The sequence below is a fragment of the Mesorhizobium sp. WSM4849 genome, from assembly GCF_055811385.1.
Map to the genome: position 1 here is coordinate 68249 of NZ_JBVVPW010000008.1, position 19239 is coordinate 87487.

Consider the following 19239-nt stretch of genomic DNA (forward strand, 5'->3'; position numbering starts at 1 on the left):
CCCGAGGGTGTGCAGCGGTTTTGCGATAACGACATGCATAAAGCGCGTCGCATGAGGCCGGTCAAACGCGACGCGCTTTAGAATCCTCAGCTTGCCGGCGAGCGCACCGCTTCCGTGCTGTCGAGTGCCTGCTGCAGCCGCGTGTCGCGGTCATAGATGTCGCTGAAATATTCGACTTTGCCGGACATATCAGGCCAGGCGGTGAAATAGGCGACATAGATCGGGATCGTGCGCGCCACCTTTTCGGTCGAATGTCCGTGCTTCAGCTTCTCCGCAATGTAGTCGACCGAGGTGCCGAGCACGGCCGCCGCCATACCGCGCGGATCCTGCAGACGAACGCAGCCATGGCTGAGCGCGCGCATGTCACGCTGGAAAAACGACTTTTGCGGCGTATCGTGCATGTAGATTGCGTGCTTGTTGGGGAACAGGATCTTCAGTTCGCCCAGCGCATTGGCCTCGCTCGGCAGCTGGCGCACGCCATAAGGTACTTTCGCGCCATAGGCACCCCAGTTGACCGAGGAGGAGGGAATGCGCTTGCCGCGCGCGTTGACCACTTCGTAGCCGGCGCGGTCGAGATAGCCGGGATCCCTGCGCAGCCGGGGCAGCATCTCGTTGACGAGGATCGATTGCGGCACGCCCCAATAGGGATGGAAGTCGACCTGCTCGACCTGATCGTAAAAGAAGGAAGTCTGGTTGGTGGTCTTGCCGATGACGGCGCGGGTCTTCAGCTTCTCCTCGCCATTTTCGATGTAGCTCGCCGTAAAGGCCGGCTGGTTGATGAAGACGCGCGGACTGCCGAGATCGGATGGCAGCCAGCGCAACTCTTCCAGCGCGACCTGCACCTTTTGAATCTTGTCGGCCTTGGACGTCCCGACCAGCGCCGCGACGGTGCGCGGACCGATGACGCTGTCGCCCTTCATGCCAGCCTTCTTCTGCACTGCCTTGATAACCGGCACCAGTTCCGGATCATAGACCTCGCTGGTGGCGAGCGTGGCCAATATCTCGCCATAGGCGCCGCCCATCTCGTCGTCTAGATTGCGCGCGATCTTCGCCAGAAGCTTCGGCAGTTCGGGGCTGGTCTGCCCAGGTTTCAGCAACAGCTTGGGGTCAACGACGATCTCGTCTTCGGCGCTGGCCTGAAGTGATTCCAGTTCGACGCGCAGCGCCTGGTATTCCGCATTCTGCGGATGCCGTGATTCGAGATAGGTGCGCACTTGCTGGGTGCGCACCAGCGTTTTCAGCACGCCTTCGATGTCGAGCGGCTTGGCCGGGAAATCATAGTAGCCGGTGATGCGATTGGGATCGACGCGGCCGCTTTGCGCGTCGTGGACATAGCGCAAGACGCGCGCCGACAGCGCCATCTCGAAGCGGACGAGTTCCTGCAGCCGCGCATCGGCCCCGCCGGTCGATGCGCCGGCGGCGGGCACTTCAACCGAATAGTCGGCCGGCGTCAGGCCATAGCTCGTCGCCTCGCCAAGCACCCGCACCGCATCCTGCGCGCGACCGTTTGGGCCGGTCCCGGTCACCCAGATGAAATCCGGATTGGCCGAGTAATAAGCGATCAACGCCTTGGCAATGTCAGGTTCCGCATAGAGCTCGTAGTCGCCGAGCCCGGCAATCGCTTCGCGAAAGGCGTCGCTGGTGAGCGACGGTACAAAGGCAGCGTCCTGTGGTGCCACCGGCTGTGGTGCTGCCATCAATGTCGCAAAATCGACACGCACCAGCCGGTCGGCCTTATAGGTATAGTAGGACGGGCTGTTGATCCTGCTGCCACCACCAGCGAATTCTCTCGGCCTCGGTCTGTGCCTCGGCGGCGGAGGGAAATCACCGTGGGGCGCGCGCCTGATACCACCGCCGAAAAGCCTCTCGAAAAGCCCTTGCGCGTCCGCCTGCGGCATGCCGAAGGCCAGCATTAACGTGACAACCGCAAGCGGCATCACGGCTGCATTGTTTCCGAGGAATTTCATGGATCACCCGCTCCGGCTGCAACCGGTTCCCGTTCCGCATCGCTTGACGGTCTCGCCCACCGCACGGCGGGATGTAAGACGCGACCACACCGATTCATACCGATTTCGTTAAGCTTCCATAAATTTCGGCTATCCTGTTGCAGAACAGTTTCACAACGCCGTGACAACTAAAGCGAATTGGGCCCGCTCCGGTTCCCGAAAATAGTGCATGGGTCAGGCGTTGGCGTCAGCTACTACCTGCAACAACGCGGCTGCGCGCACGATGTTCTGGAGCGAGGCCGTATCGGAGAGAGATGGCGAACGCAGCGCTGGGACTCCTTCCGGCTGAACTCGACGAACATACGCACCACGCTGCCCGGCGATTCCTACGACGGCGCCGATCCGGGGGGGCGATAACCCACCATGAATTCGTCGCCTATCTGGAAGGCTATGTTGACCGGCACCGATTGCCGGTGCGCACCGGAGTGGCGGTTGAGCAGCTGAATCGAGAGGACGGAGCCTACCGAGTCACGACTGATCACGAGACGCCGCTATCGCGGCGGCGACTCGTTCAACTGGCTCACTGTATCCGGCTTTGCCGACGTCCCGCGCCGGGAGCTCATCCTGGAAAACGGCACTGCCGCCGCGCCCGCTGCTCGGGGCAACCCACACGATCAGCCTGCGCTGAGCGCGCAAGGGGTGGTGCTGCTCGGCCGTTTCAGGGGCGTTGTAAACGGCAACCTCACCTTCGGCGACGAGGTCGGCGACCATATGCGCTTCGCAGACGAGGCGTACCAGGCGACCAGTGCGGCTCGTCGCCAGAAACACCCGACGTCCAGCATGCACCGGATCCTCCGCAATCTGGCCGCCCGACTGGCCACTCCCGACTACCAGCACTGCGCCGTCAGCGAGCTCGGCCGGGTCGCGATAGGCAGAGGAATCGACCTGGAGAACTGCCGTCGGCAAGTCGGACGACCAAGGCTCTCGAACGCGCCTGATCCGAGTTTCATTTCCCGAGGTCCTCAGGCGACCCGAAGCCCAAGGATCGCTTTCTTCGCCAATTCTCGACATTTGTAGTAAGTCTGCTCAACGTCCGGGTTGGTCAAAAGCAGCCAGTCATGGACAACCCATTCATTCGGCGCATCCCGCCCTTCCGTTAAGACCAGCTAACTTCCTTGGCGATATTTCGGCCGGCTCTTCGGCACGGCGCGACCCTGCCGCCCTCCCCCCAAACCACAACAAGGCCCGCGCGGGGCCTTGCCATGCCAACCCTTGTGTTCGGCGCGATCTTCCGTCAGTTACCCATCATCTGCTTGGCATTCTCGGCCGTAATCGCAATCGTGTCGACCGTCACCGTCGGCTCCACCGACGAAGCGCAGTCTAGCAGGATCGACTTCGCCATTTCGATCGCCTCCTTGCCGCCGGTCGGATAGGTGAAGGTCGCCGCCCAGTCGCCCTTGGCCACGGCCTCGATACCCCCGGCCGGGCCCGGCAGGCCGTCGGTGCCGATGATCTTGACTTCTTTACCAGCGCCCTTAGCGGCGAGCAGTGCGCCGGCCGCCATCATGTCGTTGCTGGCATAGAGCACCTTGATGTCGGGATGCGCCTGCAGCATGGCGGAGAAGGCGGTCTGCGCCTTGTCCGGCAGCCAGTCGGCGGCCTGCTCGGCCACTACCTGGATCTTCGAATTCTCCTTCACCCCGTCCTTGAAGCCGTTCAGCCGCTCGACGGCGGGCGTCGAGCTCGGCAGGCCTTCCAGAACCGCCGCCTCGCCGCCATCCGGCAGCAGGGTCTTGGCAGTGTATTTGCCGGCCTCCATGGCGATCTTGTAATTGTCGCCGCCGATAAAGGCCGTGTAGTCCTTGCCGGGATCGCCGACCGTCTTGCGGTCGAGTTCGATCACCGGGATGCCGGCATCCATGGCGCGCTTCACCGCGGGCGTCAGCGGTGCCGCCTCGAAGGGCGAGATCAGCAGAAGATCCACCTTCTGGGTGATGAAGTTGTCGACCTGCGAAGTCTGCGTGTTGACGTTGCCGGCGCCGTCGGCGATCTGCAACGTGAACTGCGGCACGGCCTTCACCGCCGCGGTCAGCTCGTCATTGACATGCTGGCGATAGGGCTCGGCATTGTTCGCCTGCGAAAAGCCGATGATGAACTGGCCGTCCTTGGCGCAGGCCTTGACCATCGGGTCGGCGGCATCTGCGGTGCCTGCCATGCACAGGCACGTACCGGTGAGTAGTCCAAGCTGCCAGGCACGCCTTGATCCTCGTTCTATGGTTCTCATGCTCACTCTCCTCCTCGTCGGACCGCAGCGGCCAGACCTTGGTTTCTAACGCCTTCCACTTGCCTGCCGCCTGGCTGCTACCTGCCCAAACCCTCGCGGCGGCGAACGAGGGATTGAAGCACTGCCGCCAGCACGATGATCGCGGCGGTCGCGAGCAACTGCATGGCTGGCGTGATGTTGTTGAGCTGAAGGATGTTGGCCAGCGCGCCGAGCATGATGGTGCCGGCCACGGTGCCGACCATCGAGCCTGCGCCGCCGAACAGGCTGGTGCCGCCGATGACCACGGCTGCGATTGCCGTCAGCTCATAGCCCATGCCGTCATTGGCGCTGCCGAAGTTGAACTGGCCGGCATGGACGATGCCAGCAAGTGCGGAGGCAAAGCCGGTGATGGCATAGACTGATATCTTGACCATCGAGACCGGCACGCCGGAAATGCGCGCGGCACGCTCGTTGCCGCCGACGGCAAAGACGTATCGACCGAAGCGCGTGGTATTCAGCACCACGGTGGCGATCGCGGCGAAGGCGATGAACACGATGGTGGCCACCGGCACGGTGTTGTTGAACAGACGCTCGCCCAGCACCGCGAAGACCGGCGGCGCCAGACCTGGCCCATCGCCATAGGAGATGTTGATGTACTGATTGCCCGAAACAACCAGCGCCAGGCCGCGCGCCGCCTGCAGGCCGGCCAGCGTGACGATGAACGGCTCCAGCCGGAAGCGGCTGGAGATGGTGCCCTGGATCATGCCGAAGGCGGTGCCCATCATCAGCACGGCAAGGATGGTGGGAATAAGCCCGAAGCCGCCGGAGATCATCATCGTCGCGGTGACGACGCTGGAAAGGCCAAGCACGGCGCCGACCGAAAGATCGATGCCCGCGGTTATGATGACGAAGGTCATGCCGATGGCGATGATGCCGGTCTCGGACACGGCGCGAACGATGTTGGCGATGTTGTCGGGCGCAAGGAACAGGATCTCGCCATGGCGCCTCGGCGAGAAGATGATGCCGCCGATCGCCACCAGCACCAGGCCGATCAGGCTCTGGAAGCGCACGATCAAAGCGAGCGGATCCCGATGCACGAGTGCTGCCGCCGCTACCGGTCGGCCTGCAACCGAAGTCGATTCTTCAGACATCAGGCCTCCCTGCCGTTTGCCGCGGCCAGCACCGTGTGCTCGTCGACGCTGCCGATGAATTCCGCCACATTGCGCCCCTGGCGCAGCACCACGATCCGGTCGCAAAGGCCGATCAGCTCCGGCATTTCGCTGGAGGCGACCAGAATGCCGAGGCCTTGGGCGGCCAGTTGCCTCAGCCGCGTATAGATCTCGCCCTTGGCGCCGACATCGACACCGCGCGTCGGTTCGTCGAGCAACAGCAGACGCGGATTGCTAAGGATTTCCTTGGCCAGCACCACCTTCTGCTGGTTGCCACCCGAAAGCGCGCCGACGGCGATGTCGGGATTCTTCGGCCTGATGTCGAACTGGCCGAAGGATTGTCTCACCGCGTCGGCCTGCCGGCGCGGCGACATCAGGCCGGCCGGCGAGATGCGGCGGATCACCGACATGACCAGATTGAGGCCGACCGCCATCCTCAGCATCAGGCCGCTGCCGCGACGGTCGTCCGTGACGAAGGCGATGCCGGCCGCGCGCGCCGCCCTGATCGAATTGAGCTTCACCGGACGGCCGCCGATGGCGACGTCGCCCTCCCAGTGGCCGGAGAGGCCGGTGCCGTAAAGCGCGCCGAGAAGCTCGGACCGCCCGGCCCCCATGATGCCGGCCAGCCCGACGATCTCGCCTTCATGCACGTCGAGCGAAAGCCCTTTCGGGGCCTGCCAGCCGGCACTGTCGCGCGCCAGCCGGAAGCTGGCGTCGCGCAGGCTGAGCAGCGCCTTGCCGGCGCTCCTGGCGCGCTTGGGGTAGAGTTCGTCCAGCGGCCGGCCGACCAGCAGCCGTACCAGCTCGGCCTGCGGCGCGTGCGGCTCGGTGATGCCGGCGACGCGCCCGTCGCGCATCACCGTCACCCGGTCGGCGATCTCGGTCACTTCCTCCAGGCGATGTGAGATATAGACGATGCCGACGCCGCTGGTGGCGAGCTTGCGCATGACCTCGAACAGCCTTTCGACCTCGCCCACCGTCAGGGCCGCTGTCGGCTCATCCATGATCAGCATCCGCGAGGCGTAGGACAGCGCCTTGACGATGGCCACGACCTGGCGCTGGCCGATCGAGAGATCGGCGACCAGTCGTGCCGGGTCGATGGCGAGTTCGATCGCTTCCAGCCGCCTGCGGGCCTCGCGGCGCATCGCCGGCGCGTCGAGGAAACCGCCCGGGCGCATCAGTTCGCGGCCGAGGAAGAGGTTCGACGCCACATCGAGCGTCGGGACGAGATCGAGCTCCTGGAAGATGGTCGCAATGCCGGCCGCCTGCGCTTCGCGCGGATTGCTGAAGCGCACCGGCTTGCCGTCGATCTCTATCGTGCCTTCGTCCGCCGCGTAGACGCCCGACAACAGGTTCATCAATGTCGACTTGCCGGCGCCGTTCTCACCGAGAAGGGCGTGGATTTCGCCTGCCTTGAGGTCGAAGTCGACGCCACGCAGCGCCTGGACGCCGCCGAAACGCTTGACTGCGCCGGTGACCGACAGAAGCGGCGCGCTCATCTTGGGCTCCCGCAAGATGCGCGGGCATGGAGCGTGGCGTGGAGCCGCACGGCGCGTGGCTCGGCGGCGGTAGATGCAATACGAGCGCTGAGCAAGGCGGCCGCCTGCCGGCCGATCTCGGCGCAAGGCTGGGCCACCAGCGTCAGCCGAGGCTCGAAACAGTCAGCCCATTCGAAGTCGTCGAAGCCGGCGAGTGAGAGATCGCCCGGTATCGCCAGGCCAATTTCGCGGATCGCGCGGACTGCTCCGATCGTCGTCATGTTGTTGCCGGTTACCAAGGCCGTGGGCGGCGAAGGCAACGAGAGTATGGCGTGGGTCGATGCCGTCGCGGCCGCAGTGTCGACGTTCCCGGCAGACAAATAGCGCGGCAGGCAGTCAAGTCCGTTAGCGGCCATGGCCGACCGGAATGCCTCAATGCGCTCGCGGGTCGTCGCCAGCCCCGGCTGGCCGGCGACGAAGCCGATGCGCTTGTGGCCGAAGGAGGCGACGTGATCGATAAGCGCCCGCATCGCCGAATGGTTCTCGACGCCGATCTGGTCGAAGCGCTCGTCGGCGAAGCGGTCGATCAAGACGCAAGGCAGCTTCTTCTCGGCCAGATAGTCGATCGCCCGCTGCGGCGCGCCCGATGGCGCCAGGATGACGCCGTCGACCCGCCGCTGATGGAAGGCTTGAACCACCGAAAGCTCGCGATCGGGGTCGTCCTGGGTGTCGGACAGGAAAACCATGAGGCCAAGACGCGCGCATTCGGCCTCGACCGCGCAGATGATGTCGGTGAAATAGGGATTGGAAATTGCCGAGATTGCCAGGCCGACGCTGTTAGTCGTCGAGACCTTGAGCGACCGCGCCAGTTCATTGGGCAGATAGCCCATCGCCGAAATCGCATCATTGATGAGCTTCGCCTTCTCGGGCGATACGAAACGGGTGCGGTTGACGACATGCGACACGGTCGAAACCGACACACCCGCGCGGCGCGCCACTTCAGCCATTGTCGGCATTGCTGCTCAAACGGAGTGCCCGCAAGCATTCCTCCCTATCTACGTTTCCCGTCCGCTCTGTTCTGATTTGGCGGATTTTGCGAGACCATAACCGCATCGAAACGTTTGCGCAATCGTTTCGATGCGGTTTTTCAGCATGCTGGACAACTTCGGTCAGCAGCCGTTTTTGCCAGTTGGACGGTCGGGGCGATCAAGGTCAGCATAAGGTCAAAAACCCGACAATCACGGCTGACAGCTTTGCGGACAGGAGCGGTCATTCAACTGATTGAATGACCGTGTTGACTGCTTTTAGCCGAAGTCAACGAAACCATGCAGGCATAGCAATTCGGATCTCTGATCGGGTTGGTGATGATCCAGGGCCGAATCTGGAGCGAGTCGCTCCAGGAGCCGGCCTGTCACGACGCCGAACACGGCTGCGACCTTTTATGCGACTGTGCAGCACGGCATGTCGATCCAGGCGCGCGACGGCGCATCGCGCGCCGCCCTTCTGGCGACGGTGTCTGGGGCCATGGCGGCGTGGAAGGTGATGGCCGGCACGGACGCGGCATGACAACCGCGACCGCTATGGCGGCTGGACTCCGGGTTGGGCCGGAAAAGCAAGATGTTCAGGTCAATGCAGCAGCGACGGTTCCCGGTGTTCGGCAACGAAACCGATCGCGCGCTCGACCACGCCCCTATCGGCGAGAATGCGGCGATGGCCGAGCCCATCGGCCCAGTAAAGCCTGATATGGTCGCCGGCGCCGGCATAGAGCCTTGCATGGTCGGCGGACACTTCGCGGTCGTCTGGCGCATGGATGACCAGCGTTGGCACCGGCGTGCTGGCAAGTTGGCGGTCGCCGGTGAATTCGTGCAGCGGTCGGCCGGCGATGCGTTCGACCCGGTCGGCCATAGCGGCCTGCGAGCGTGGGCCGACACTGAGCATGCGGCTGAAATCATTGAAAATCGCCGGCAGGGAGCTCGGCGCCGCGATCAGCACCAGCCGCTCGGCCGCCAGCGGCGGAATGTTCTTGACCGAACCGACAACGGCATTGGCGGCGACGGCACCGCCGAAGGAATGGCCGACGACCGCCACGAACGGACCGAACCATTCGCCGGTCAGCCGTGCGGCTTCGACAGCGCTGACCAGTGTCAGCCGGCGGCCCTGCGATTGGCCGTGGCCCGGCAGGTCGAGCGAGACAACCTTGTAACCGGCGTCACGATAGGCTTCGATCAGCGCGCGCATATATTCGGTGCGCGAACGCCAGCCATGGATGACGAGCACCGTGCCGGCGGCCCGCCTGCCCGGCTCTGGCCTGAATTCATGCACCATGACGCAGCCGTTTTTGGTCTTCAGCCGATGATGGCGCGCCTCGGCCATGAAGCCGGCGGCGCGGTCGACGGCGCGTCGCTCGCCGCCGCTGAGAACCTTGGCGTTCGGCGTGCGGCAGAACAGTTCGAACGCCAAGCGCCCTGTAAGGCGGGGAGCCACGTGTTCGGCGGCAGCAAACACGCCCCGGATGACCTTCAATCCAAATGATGCCATAGTGGCGATCCATCCATTCGTTCAAGCATGAACATAATAGTTCAAACATGAACATTAAACAAGAGCTACCCTGGGACAACCCGCGTTTTCGCAACTGGGTCGCGGTGGCGCGCGCCTGCCATGTGCTGGAGCGCACGCTGGCGGTGAAGCTCGCGCCGCTGGACCTGAAGCCGGCGCAACTCGACGTGCTGATGAACCTGTACCGCCATCCCGGCATGTCGCAGCACGATCTCGCCCGCCGGCTGCTGGTGGGCCGCTCCAACGTCACCATGCTTTTGCCGCAACTCGAGACACGCGGCCTGCTGCGCCGCGAAGGCGATCGGAAAGACAAGCGGGTGCTGCGGCTGACCTTGACCGAAGCCGGCACGGAACTGCTGATGCAGGCGCTGAAGGTCCATATGGCGCTGATCGAGAAAGCGATGAGCCAGTCGACGCCGGAGCAATGCGACATGATCGGCGAGCAGATGCGCAAGATTGCCGACGTGCTCAAGGAAGCGTGACCCGCTCACCACATCGACTTTTTCGCGCGCTCCGGCCATTCCCTGTCGTAAGCCTCGCCGTCGATGGCATTCCGGCTGGTGATTTCCAGGATTTTTCCGGGTGTCGGCAGCGACTTCGGGTCGACATGCCTCGCCGGGTTCCACAATTCCGACCGGACAATGGCGCGGGCGCACTGGAAATAGACCGAATCGACATCGATGACCGTGACCGAACGCGCCGGTCGGCCGTCGACGCTGAACGAGGCACACAGCGCGGCATCAGTGGTGATGTGGGCGCGGCCGCTGACGCGCAGCGTCGTGCCGCAGCCTGGGACCAGGAACAACAGGCCGACGCGCGGATCGCGAATGATGTTTCTTAGCGAATCAGCACGGTTGTTGCCGCGCCGGTCCGGCATCATCAGGGTTTTCGGATCGTGGATGCGGACGAAGCCGGCGAGATCGCCGCGCGGCGAGCAATCCAGCCCTTCCGGCCCGCTGGTCGCGAGCGCGGCAAAAGGCGAGGCCTCGATGAAGGCGGCGTACTCGGGGATCACATGGTCGAGTTCCTTGACCAGCGAAGTCTCGCCGGGCTGACCATAGAGCGCTTCGAGCTGTTCGACCGTGGTAATGACGGACATGTTTTCGTCTCCGAACCTTTGCCGGCGCTACTCCAAATCCGTGACGTTTTGACGACACCTGCTGCACGTCAGTTCGGCCGTCTGGAAACGGGTGTCGAACCAGCAATATTAAGGGCAAGCCGCGTTGATAGCACGATACTGATCGTGCTGCCGAACACGGAGAACCAAAAATGGATAAACCTCAAGGACGACGCGTCGCCATGGAACTTCTTGAAAATATGTTCGAGGCTGAAATGCGCTTCCTGCAATCAGGGTCGGAGAGCCTCGATATGCTTGCCAGCGCATTTCACGCGGAAGTTGTCGTGCATGAGCCGCAGTCCCTGCCCTATGCCGGTGACTGGAATGGCCTCGACGGCGTTGGCGCCCTTTTCCGCAAGATGCGGGAAATCTGGAGCGACGTGACCGTAGAGAACCTTCAGGCCGCCCAAAACGATGACATGGTATTCATGAGCTGCACACTTTCGCTGACGTCGCGGGCCAATGGTGCAACCATGAAACAGCCATTTGCCGAAGTCTTGCGCTTCAAGGATGACCGGCTGATCGAAGGCACGCCGTTTATTACGACACCAGCGAAATACTGGCGATCCTGCGTTGACCGAGCGTCCCGCGGAAACCATTCAACGATCGCGGCTTAGCCCCTTCTCTTCCAGCTCGGCGAGATAGGCGGCCCAGCGTGCGTCCTTCTCATGACCCAGCGTATGCAGGTAATTCCAGGTGAAGATGCCGGTATCATGAAAATCGTCGAAGGTGATGCGGACGGCATAGTTGCCGACCGGTTCGACATTCAGGATCGCAACGTTGCGCTTGCCGGGAACGGTCACGCGCTGTTCGGGCGAATGGCCCTGCACTTCGGCCGATGGCGAGGCCACCCGCAGCAGCTCCGCCGGCAGTTCGAATGGCTGATGGTCCGGGAATGTCACGGTAAGCAGCCTGCGGTCCTTCGAGACCCTGAGTTCCTTCGGCGCCGTCATGGTGATAAGTTCCGCATCATCTATCCTTTCCCTACGCCGCTTCGCGCAGCGGGAAAAGGCCGCTTCGAAACTTCCGACACGATCTGTCGGCGGCGCGATGTTGCCTAGGATCGAAACTTCTTATCTTGAATGGCAGGTTGGATCGTATCACATAGCCATATATAACGAAGCCGTTCGCAGCCACGGGAAACGCACCAGCATGGACATGATCGATCCTTTTGGTCGCACGATCAGCTATCTGCGCGTGTCGGTCACCGACCGCTGCGACTTCCGCTGTACCTATTGCATGGCCGAGGACATGGCGTTCCTTCCCAAGAAGGATCTGCTGTCGCTGGAAGAGCTCGACCGGCTATGCACGGTTTTCATCGAAAAGGGCGTCAGGAAACTGCGTCTTACCGGCGGCGAGCCGCTGGTGCGCAAGAACATCATGCATCTGGTGCGTCAGATTTCGCGTCATCTCGAGAGCGGCGCTCTGGAAGAACTGACGCTGACCACCAACGGCTCGCAGCTTTCGCGCTTTGCCGCTGAGCTCGCCGATTGCGGGGTCAAGCGCATCAACGTTTCACTGGACACGCTGGACCCGGAAAAATTCCGCCGGATCACCCGCTGGGGCAATCTCGACAAGGTCATGGACGGCATCGACGCTGCGCAGGCAGCGGGGCTGAAGGTGAAGCTCAATGCGGTGGCGCTGAAGGATTTCAACGACGCCGAGCTGCCCGAGATGCTGCGCTGGGCGCACGGCCGCGGCATGGAGTTGACGGTCATCGAAACCATGCCGATGGGCGAGATCGACGCCGACCGTACCGACCAGTATCTGCCGCTGTCGCTGCTGCGCGCAGCACTTGAGCGGCAGTTTACGCTGACCGATATCCCCTACAAGACCGGTGGTCCGGCCCGCTACGTCCACGTCGCCGAGACTGGTGGCAGGCTCGGCTTCATCACGCCGATGACGCATAATTTCTGCGAAAGCTGCAACCGCGTCCGGCTGACCTGCACCGGCACGCTCTATATGTGCCTCGGCCAGGAGGATGCCGCCGATCTGCGCACGCCGTTGCGTGCATCCGAAGGCAATGAACTGGTCGCCGACGCCATCGATGAAGCCATTGGCCGCAAGCCCAAGGGCCATGATTTCATCATCGACCGCCGTACCAACCGTCCCTCGGTGTCGCGGCACATGAGCGTCACCGGCGGCTGATCTTCTCGGTCACAACGCCGAAACACATCCTGCCGCTCTTGCGAGAAGGATGTAAGGGGCGGCCGAAAGGCTGTGGCCCAACCCTTTGACGTTGCTATCTTATGACCGGCTGCTACAGGCTTGATGCAAAGCCACAACCGGTAACGCCTTTGCTTCTTTCCCCAAATCTTCGCGGCGCGCTGTTCATGGTGGTGGCCATGATTGGTTTCACCCTCAACGATGCGATCACCAAAGTCTCGTCGGAATCCATGAACATGGCGCAGGTCATGCTGATCCGCGGCGCCTTCGCCTCGCTGTTCGTGGGCCTGCTTGCCTGGCAACGCGGTGCGCTTGCCCTGCCCGGCTCGATGCTGCAACCGATGGTTGCGGTGCGCGTCGCCGGCGAAGCCGGTGCTACCGTGTCGTTCCTCGTTGCCCTTGCCCATCTGCCGATTGCCAATGTCTCGGCCGTGCTGCAGGCGCTGCCGCTGGCAGTGACGATGGGCGCAGCACTTGTGTTCAATGAAGGCGTCGGCTGGCGGCGCTGGCTGGCAATCGCCATCGGCTTTGCCGGCGTGCTGATCATCGTGCGGCCCGGCTTCGAGGGGTTCAGCATCTATTCGCTGCTGGCGCTGGCCTGCGTCGGCTGTTGTGCGGTGCGTGACCTGGCCACCAAGCGGATACCGCAAGCCATTCCGACATTGCTGGTATCGACCACCACGGCACTCGCCATGACAATGCTCGGGGCGACGCTGCTTTTACCAATGGGCGGGTGGGCACCGATGACGGGTGAAAGCACGGCGTTCCTGGCATTGGCGGCAGTGCTCGTGGTCATCGGTTACCAGTTCATCATCATGGCGATGCGGGTGGGCGACATCTCGTTCATCGCGCCGTTCCGCTACACAGCCCTGCTCTGGTCGATCCTGCTTGGCCTGTTCATCTTCGGCGACGTCCCCGACCTGCCGATGATCCTCGGCGCCATCGTTATCGTCGGCTCCGGCCTCTACGCACTTTACCGCGAACGGATCGTCGGCCGGCGAAAGACAGCCGCCGAAAGCGCTGGACCTGATATGGCGCCGGACGGCATATAGGCTTGCCGTTCGCGGCGAGTGACCGCATGGACGATAGACGATGACTAAAGAGATTGCCGGCGTCATTCTGGCCGGTGGCCAGTCGCGGCGAATGGGCGGCGGCGACAAGGGCCTGCTTGCGCTTGGCCGCGGCAGCCTGCTGGACCATATCGTTGCGCGCTTTGCTCCGCAGGTCGGTCCGCTGGTGCTCAGCGCCAATGGCGACCCGGCACGGTTTGCCGGGGTTGGGCTTCCGGTGGTTGCCGATACGGTAAAAGGTTTTGCCGGACCGCTCGCCGGGATCCTGACCGGCCTCGAGTGGGCTGCCGCGAACACGACTTGCGAGGCCCTTGTCACGGCCGCGGGCGATACACCGTTCCTGCCCGAAAATCTGGTTGAACGGCTGGCCGCGGCGGTCGACGAACGTCCCGGCACTATCGCCGTCGCCTGTTCCGGCGGCAAACGGCATCCGACATTCGCGCTCTGGCCGTTGGAGCTCCGTGAGGCTCTGCGGCGTTTTCTGGTCGACGAGGACATCAGGCGGGTTTCCGCTTTCATCGACCGGCATGAATTTGTCGATGTGGAATTCCCGATGCTGACTTCGGGAGGCCATCTGCACGACCCTTTCTTCAACATCAATACGTCAGATGACCTTGTTCGGGCCGAACGTCTGTTGCAGAGGATGGAGCCATGATGAGACGCGTCTTCGGTGTCACCGGCTGGAAGAATTCCGGCAAGACGACACTGACCGAAAAGCTGGTCGCCGAACTCGTTCGGCGTGGCTGGAAGGTGTCGACGGTGAAACACGCCCATCATGATTTCGACATCGACAAGCCGGGAGCGGACAGCTTTCGCCACCGACAGGCCGGAGCCACGGAAGTCGCCATCGTGTCGGACAGGCGCTGGGCGCTGATGCACGAATTGCGCGACGAGGACGAGCCGACGCTGGACGCGATCCTGTCGCGGCTCGGCACCTCCGACATCGTGCTGGTCGAAGGCTACAAGCGCGAAGTGCACAACAAGATCGAGACGCGGCGGCTGGAGGCTAAGGACCGGGCACCGCTTTCGGCAACTGATCCGCATATCGTCGCCATCGCCGCCGACTTCGCCATAGCGGGCCAAAGCCTGCCTGTCTTCGATCTCGACGACACGAAATCGATAGCCGACTTCATCGAGCGCACGACAGGTTTGACGCGCTGAGCCACTGCCGACGGACATTCGGCCGCCCCCTATTTCCTCGTTGGTATGCCTGCCCCAACGTCAGCATTGTCTGGGAATGCGAAACCCCGCAAGCAACGGTTTTACAGTTGCTTTTTCTTGGGAAAGAATGGGAGTATCGCGCCAGCGGGCGGTCAAAAGAACCGCCCACAGAGCCGTTTGGAACGACGGCCGGGAACATACAGAGAGGACCATCATGCGTACTGCACTGCGTATAGCGCTCGCCGCTTCGGCCGCGCTGCTGACATTGGGCGTTGCCCAAGCTCAGGAGAAAACTTTGAGGATCGGCACGGAGGGAGCCTATCCGCCGTTCAACAACCTGACTGCCGATGGCCAGCTCGTGGGCTTCGACATCGATATCGCCAAGGCGCTTTGCGACGAGATGAAGGTGAAGTGCACTTTCGTCGCGCAGGATTGGGACGGCATCATCCCGGCGCTTCAGGCCGGCAAGTTCGACGCCATCGTCGCCTCGATGTCGATCACGCCGGAGCGTGCCGAGAAGGTCGACTTCACCAACAAATACTACAACACGCCGCCGGCGATCGCCGCGCCCAAGGACAGCGACATCAAGGGCGTGACCAAGGAAGATCTCGCCGGCAAGACGATCGGCGTGCAGGCGTCCACCACCCACTTCAACTATTCAACCAAGGCTTATACCGACAGTACAATCAAGCCGTACCCGACCGCGCAGGAATATCAGCTCGATCTCGCCAATGGCCGCGTTGATGCGGTCAACGACGATATCACTGTTCTCGAAGGCTGGCTTGCCACGCCGGACGGCGCCTGCTGCAAGCTGATCGGTGCGATCACGCCCGACATCGAGATCCATGGTCCGGGCGCCGGTATCGCCGTACGCAAGGGCGAGACCGAGTTGGTCAATCAGTTCAATAAGGCGATCGACGCCATCCGCGCCAACGGAAAGTACAAGGAAATCAACGACAAGTACTTCAAGTACGACGTCTACGGCGGCGAGTCCTAATCCTTCCGGATTGACAGCGAACGGCGGGACATCCCCGCCGTTTGCAAGGAGCGGCGCGGGAGGGGTGACGCGCCGCTCTCAAAAAAAGCCATAGAGGAGAACAGGCAGGCGGATGCAAAGCGTTTGGACGCTGCTCAGTTGGGGACCCGAAGGCTGGCTCGACGACATCGCCTATGGTGTTTTCATCACCGTTTCGCTTGCAGCCGCGACCCTGCCTGTCGGTCTGATGATCGGCTTCCTGGTTGCACTGGCCAAGCAATCTGACGAACCGTCACTGCGGCTGGCCGGCAATATCTACACCACGATCTTTCGTGGATTGCCCGAGCTGCTGACCCTGTTCATGATCTTTTACGGCGCGCAAATCGGCATCCAGCAATTGATGCGCCTATATGACCCGACCGCTGCGGTCGAAGTGAACGCATTTGTTTCCGGCATGATCGCGCTCGGCGTCGTCTTCTCGTCCTATGCCAGCGAGGTCTTCCTCTCCGCGTTCCGCGCCATTCCGAAGGGACAGTATGAGGGCGGCTATTCGGTTGGCCTGTCAGGCGGGCAGACGATGCGACTGGTGGTGCTGCCGCAGCTTATCCGTATTGCCCTGCCGGGTCTTGCCAATCTGTGGCTTATCCTGCTCAAGGATACAGCGCTGGTATCCGCCATCGGTCTTGCCGACATATTGCGGCAGGCAGGCGTCGCCGCTCGCGTCACCAAGCATGCATTCCTGTTTTTTGGGGTCGCTGCTCTTATCTATCTGCTCCTCGCCGTCATCTCGTCCTTCGGCATCAATGCCATTGAACGCAGGGTTGGCCGACAACAGGTGCAACGATGAGTGCGGCAGCAGCCGACGTGGCGACCAAGGTCGAAAAACCGCCAGCAATCCCGCGCGGCTGGTCCCGGCAACGTGTATTGGGATATGCGTTGGTCGGTCTCTGGATCGTGCTCGGCATCGGCATGATTGTATACTTGGTCGAGGCGTGGAATTCTGAACTCTTCCAAAAATACGCTCCGGGCTACATCTCTGGCCTTGGCGTGACGCTCACGCTTGTCGCCGTGTCGATCGTGTTGGGAGCCGTCCTTTCAGTTCCTGTCGCCTACGCGCGGATGTCCAGGAACCGGATCCTGTCCAGCGTTGCCTACGCTTATGTCTACTTCTTTCGCGGCACTCCGCTTTTGACACAAGTCTTTCTTATCTACTATGGAGTGGGTTCGTTTCGACCGGCACTTGAAGCTGTCGGCCTGTGGGGCTTTTTTCGTGAAGCCTGGTACTGCGCCATTTTCTCGTTCACCCTCAATACAGCGGCCTATCAGGCTGAGATCCTGCGCGGCGCTATCGAGAGCGTCCCCAGAGGTCAGTGGGAAGGCGCTGCCTCGCTTGGCCTGCACAAACTGCAAACACTGCGCAAGATCATCCTGCCACAGGCGCTGATCGTGGCGCTGCGTCCCTATGGCAACGAGATAATCCTGATGATCAAAGGCTCCGCCATCGTGGCCCTCATCACCGTCTATGATCTGATGGGCATTACGAAGCTCACCTATTCGCGCACTTTCGACTTCCAGTCCTATATCTGGGCGGCGATCATCTATCTGATCATTGTCGAGATGCTCCGCCACGCGGTCGAGTGGATAGAACGGCGCATTACCATACATCTGCACCGCTGACTCCCATAGCTTTGCCTGATCCGCTAAGAAGGCCGGAAACAGGCTTCTAAGGGATTCGCAAACATGGCATCGGTGGCATTTCTCGGTCTTGGCGTCATGGGCTATCCAATGGCCGGACATCTCAGTAACAAGGGCGGCCACGACGTCACCGTCTATAACCGCACCAAGGCAAAGGCCGAGCAATGGGTTGCCCAGCATGGCGGCAGTGTTGCCAACACGCCGGCTGAGGCGGCCGACGGCAAGGACTTTGTCTTTTCCTGTGTTGGCAATGATGACGACCTGCGCGCGGTGACGATTGGAGCCGAGGGTGCGTTCCAGTCGATGAAGAAAGGAGCCATCTTCATCGACAACACCACGGCCTCGGCTGAAGTCGCGCGCGAACTGGCTGAAAAGGCGCAAGTGCGCGGTTTCTCGTTCCTCGACGCACCGGTCTCCGGCGGTCAGGCAGGCGCCGAAAACGGCGTGCTGACCGTCATGGTCGGCGGCGAACAGAAAGCCTTCGACAAAGCAAAGCCCGTCATCGATGCTTATGCCCGCATGGTCGGGCTGATGGGTCCGGCCGGCTCGGGCCAGCTCACCAAGATGATCAACCAGATCTGCATCGCCGGTCTTGTCCAAGGACTGGCCGAGGGCATCCATTTCGGCAAGAAGGCCGGGCTCGACATCGAGAAAGTCATCGAGGTGATCTCCAAGGGAGCGGCCGGCTCATGGCAGATGGAGAACCGCCACAAGACGATGGATGCCGGCAAATATGATTTCGGCTTCGCCGTCGACTGGATGCGCAAGGATCTCGGCATCTGCCTGGCGGAGGCCGATCGCAATGGCGCCAAGCTGCCGGTGACGGCGCTTGTCGACCAGTTCTACAAGGATGTGCAGGGGATGGGCGGCAAACGCTGGGACACGTCCTCGCTGCTGGCGCGATTGGAAAAGTAGGTTTTGTCGTGGCCGAGCTTTCGCCTCAATCCAGCGCCGAGGAGATTGTCGCCCATCTGCGCTCGATCGGCTCGCAAGAGAACCGCCTTGGCATGCTGCGCTACGGCATCAAGATCGAACGTGCGCTCGGAATCTCGCATGGCGTGCAGCGGCAGATTGCCAAGAAAATCAAGCGCAACCATGAGCGTGCCTTCGAACTGTGGGAGTCGGGCATCATGGAAGCGCAGTTCATCGCTTCCGTCACAGCCGATCCGAAGCGGTTTTCTGCCGCGGATGCAAGACGATGGGCGGCGACTTTCGACTCGTGGGATATCGTCGACGGCGTCTCCGATCTCTTTGTCGATACGGATTGCTGGAAGGAACTGATAGAAGAGTTCGCGGCCGACGAACGGGAGTTCGTTCGACGAACGGCTTTTGCCATGATGGCCTGGTCGGTCGTCCACCGGAAGAAGGAGCCAGAGGCGACCTTCCTCGACTTCCTGTCGATCATCGAAGCGCACGCCGGCGATGGCCGTAACTTTGTGAAGAAGGCGGTGAACTGGGCGCTTCGCTCTATCGGCAAGCGATCGATGAAATTGCACGGCGCTGCCCTTGCCCTGGCACAGAAGCTGGCCGGATCGACCGACAAGACGGCGCGCTGGATCGGCAAGGACGCTGCAAGGGAGCTTTCCGATGCCAAAACGCTCGAGCGGCTCGCCAGGAAAGGCTGACCGGAGGCAAATCCGCT

At 62.1% G+C, this 19239-nt stretch carries 20 protein-coding genes and 1 pseudogene; 12 read left to right on the plus strand and 9 right to left on the minus strand.

Going from position 1 to position 19239, the window contains the following annotated elements; translation table 11 throughout:
• Nucleotides 1-86 precede the first annotated feature (86 nt).
• The 6 genes from AC0L3L_RS10645 to AC0L3L_RS10670 all read right to left on the minus strand — a co-directional run bounded on the left by AC0L3L_RS10645 (nucleotide 87) and on the right by AC0L3L_RS10670 (nucleotide 7872).
• On the minus strand, nucleotides 87-1967 hold the full coding sequence (locus AC0L3L_RS10645; protein WP_473637517.1) for a L,D-transpeptidase family protein: 1881 nt from the start codon (nucleotides 1965-1967) through the stop codon (nucleotides 87-89).
• 507 nt (nucleotides 1968-2474) lie between these two features.
• Nucleotides 2475-2912: a hypothetical protein gene (locus AC0L3L_RS10650; RefSeq protein WP_473637518.1), complete on the minus strand. Its 438-nt coding sequence runs from the start codon at nucleotides 2910-2912 to the stop codon at nucleotides 2475-2477.
• A 328-nt stretch (nucleotides 2913-3240) separates the two neighbouring features.
• Nucleotides 3241-4230 carry a substrate-binding domain-containing protein gene (locus AC0L3L_RS10655; protein WP_473637519.1) on the minus strand — a complete coding sequence of 330 codons (990 nt, stop codon included), beginning with the start codon at nucleotides 4228-4230 and terminating at the stop codon, nucleotides 3241-3243.
• 77 nt (nucleotides 4231-4307) lie between these two features.
• Complete coding sequence (locus AC0L3L_RS10660) at nucleotides 4308-5360, minus strand: ABC transporter permease (RefSeq protein WP_473637520.1); 1053 nt, start codon at nucleotides 5358-5360, stop codon at nucleotides 4308-4310.
• Complete coding sequence (locus AC0L3L_RS10665; protein WP_473637521.1) at nucleotides 5360-6877, minus strand: sugar ABC transporter ATP-binding protein; 1518 nt, start codon at nucleotides 6875-6877, stop codon at nucleotides 5360-5362. Before AC0L3L_RS10665 ends, AC0L3L_RS10660 begins: the two co-directional genes overlap by 1 nt.
• A complete protein-coding gene (locus tag AC0L3L_RS10670) occupies nucleotides 6874-7872 on the minus strand; it encodes a LacI family DNA-binding transcriptional regulator (RefSeq protein WP_473637522.1) in 999 nt (332 codons plus the stop codon). Before AC0L3L_RS10670 ends, AC0L3L_RS10665 begins: the two co-directional genes overlap by 4 nt.
• 415 nt (nucleotides 7873-8287) lie before the next feature.
• Between AC0L3L_RS10670 and AC0L3L_RS10675 the strand changes: the two are divergent.
• A pseudogene (locus tag AC0L3L_RS10675) lies at nucleotides 8288-8422 on the plus strand (TetR/AcrR family transcriptional regulator); the annotation flags it as partial.
• A 60-nt stretch (nucleotides 8423-8482) separates the two neighbouring features.
• On the opposite strand, the gene AC0L3L_RS10680 reads toward AC0L3L_RS10675, so the two are convergent.
• Nucleotides 8483-9394, minus strand: coding sequence for an alpha/beta hydrolase (locus AC0L3L_RS10680; protein ID WP_473526689.1), 912 nt, complete (start codon nucleotides 9392-9394; stop codon nucleotides 8483-8485).
• Between the two features lie 47 nt (nucleotides 9395-9441).
• Between AC0L3L_RS10680 and AC0L3L_RS10685 the strand changes: the two genes are divergently transcribed.
• Nucleotides 9442-9894: a MarR family winged helix-turn-helix transcriptional regulator gene (locus AC0L3L_RS10685; RefSeq protein ID WP_473487366.1), complete on the plus strand. Its 453-nt coding sequence runs from the start codon at nucleotides 9442-9444 to the stop codon at nucleotides 9892-9894.
• 5 nt (nucleotides 9895-9899) lie between these two features.
• Here the strand turns inward: AC0L3L_RS10685 and AC0L3L_RS10690 are convergent, their stop codons facing one another.
• A complete protein-coding gene (locus tag AC0L3L_RS10690; RefSeq protein ID WP_473637523.1) occupies nucleotides 9900-10511 on the minus strand; it encodes a pyridoxamine 5'-phosphate oxidase family protein in 612 nt (203 codons plus the stop codon).
• A 170-nt stretch (nucleotides 10512-10681) separates the two neighbouring features.
• Here AC0L3L_RS10690 and AC0L3L_RS10695 point away from each other — a divergent pair, with 170 nt between their 5' ends.
• A complete protein-coding gene (locus tag AC0L3L_RS10695; RefSeq protein ID WP_473637524.1) occupies nucleotides 10682-11146 on the plus strand; it encodes a nuclear transport factor 2 family protein in 465 nt (154 codons plus the stop codon).
• Here the strand turns inward: AC0L3L_RS10695 and AC0L3L_RS10700 are convergent.
• Nucleotides 11129-11482 carry a gamma-butyrobetaine hydroxylase family protein gene (locus AC0L3L_RS10700; protein WP_473526692.1) on the minus strand — a complete coding sequence of 118 codons (354 nt, stop codon included), beginning with the start codon at nucleotides 11480-11482 and terminating at the stop codon, nucleotides 11129-11131. The genes AC0L3L_RS10695 and AC0L3L_RS10700 overlap by 18 nt on opposite strands.
• 199 nt (nucleotides 11483-11681) lie before the next feature.
• On the opposite strand from AC0L3L_RS10700, the gene moaA reads away from it, so the two are divergent.
• The 9 genes from moaA (at nucleotide 11682) to AC0L3L_RS10745 (ending at nucleotide 19222) form a co-directional block, all read left to right on the plus strand.
• Nucleotides 11682-12677: a GTP 3',8-cyclase MoaA gene (moaA, locus tag AC0L3L_RS10705; RefSeq protein WP_473637525.1), complete on the plus strand. Its 996-nt coding sequence runs from the start codon at nucleotides 11682-11684 to the stop codon at nucleotides 12675-12677.
• Nucleotides 12678-12826: 149 nt separating this feature from the next.
• A complete protein-coding gene (locus AC0L3L_RS10710; protein WP_473637526.1) occupies nucleotides 12827-13747 on the plus strand; it encodes a DMT family transporter in 921 nt (306 codons plus the stop codon).
• A 40-nt stretch (nucleotides 13748-13787) separates the two neighbouring features.
• The gene (gene mobA, locus AC0L3L_RS10715; RefSeq protein ID WP_473637527.1) at nucleotides 13788-14420 is read left to right on the plus strand and encodes a molybdenum cofactor guanylyltransferase MobA; all 633 of its coding nucleotides are present in this window, start codon (nucleotides 13788-13790) and stop codon (nucleotides 14418-14420) included.
• Nucleotides 14417-14926, plus strand: coding sequence for a molybdopterin-guanine dinucleotide biosynthesis protein B (mobB, locus tag AC0L3L_RS10720; protein ID WP_473487371.1), 510 nt, complete (start codon nucleotides 14417-14419; stop codon nucleotides 14924-14926). Before mobA ends, mobB begins: the two co-directional genes overlap by 4 nt.
• Nucleotides 14927-15140: 214 nt before the next feature.
• Entirely contained in the window at nucleotides 15141-15923 is a 783-nt protein-coding gene (locus AC0L3L_RS10725) for an ABC transporter substrate-binding protein (RefSeq protein WP_192359880.1), read from the plus strand.
• Between the two features lie 112 nt (nucleotides 15924-16035).
• Nucleotides 16036-16749 carry an ABC transporter permease gene (locus tag AC0L3L_RS10730; protein ID WP_473487372.1) on the plus strand — a complete coding sequence of 238 codons (714 nt, stop codon included), beginning with the start codon at nucleotides 16036-16038 and terminating at the stop codon, nucleotides 16747-16749.
• Nucleotides 16746-17579, plus strand: a complete 834-nt coding sequence (locus tag AC0L3L_RS10735; RefSeq protein WP_473487373.1) for an ABC transporter permease — start codon at nucleotides 16746-16748, stop codon at nucleotides 17577-17579. The genes AC0L3L_RS10730 and AC0L3L_RS10735 overlap by 4 nt, the downstream gene beginning before the upstream one ends.
• Nucleotides 17580-17642: 63 nt before the next feature.
• Nucleotides 17643-18512, plus strand: coding sequence for an NAD(P)-dependent oxidoreductase (locus AC0L3L_RS10740; protein ID WP_473637528.1), 870 nt, complete (start codon nucleotides 17643-17645; stop codon nucleotides 18510-18512).
• A gap of 8 nt (nucleotides 18513-18520) precedes the next feature.
• Nucleotides 18521-19222 carry a DNA alkylation repair protein gene (locus tag AC0L3L_RS10745; protein ID WP_473637529.1) on the plus strand — a complete coding sequence of 234 codons (702 nt, stop codon included), beginning with the start codon at nucleotides 18521-18523 and terminating at the stop codon, nucleotides 19220-19222.
• Nucleotides 19223-19239 lie beyond the last annotated feature (17 nt).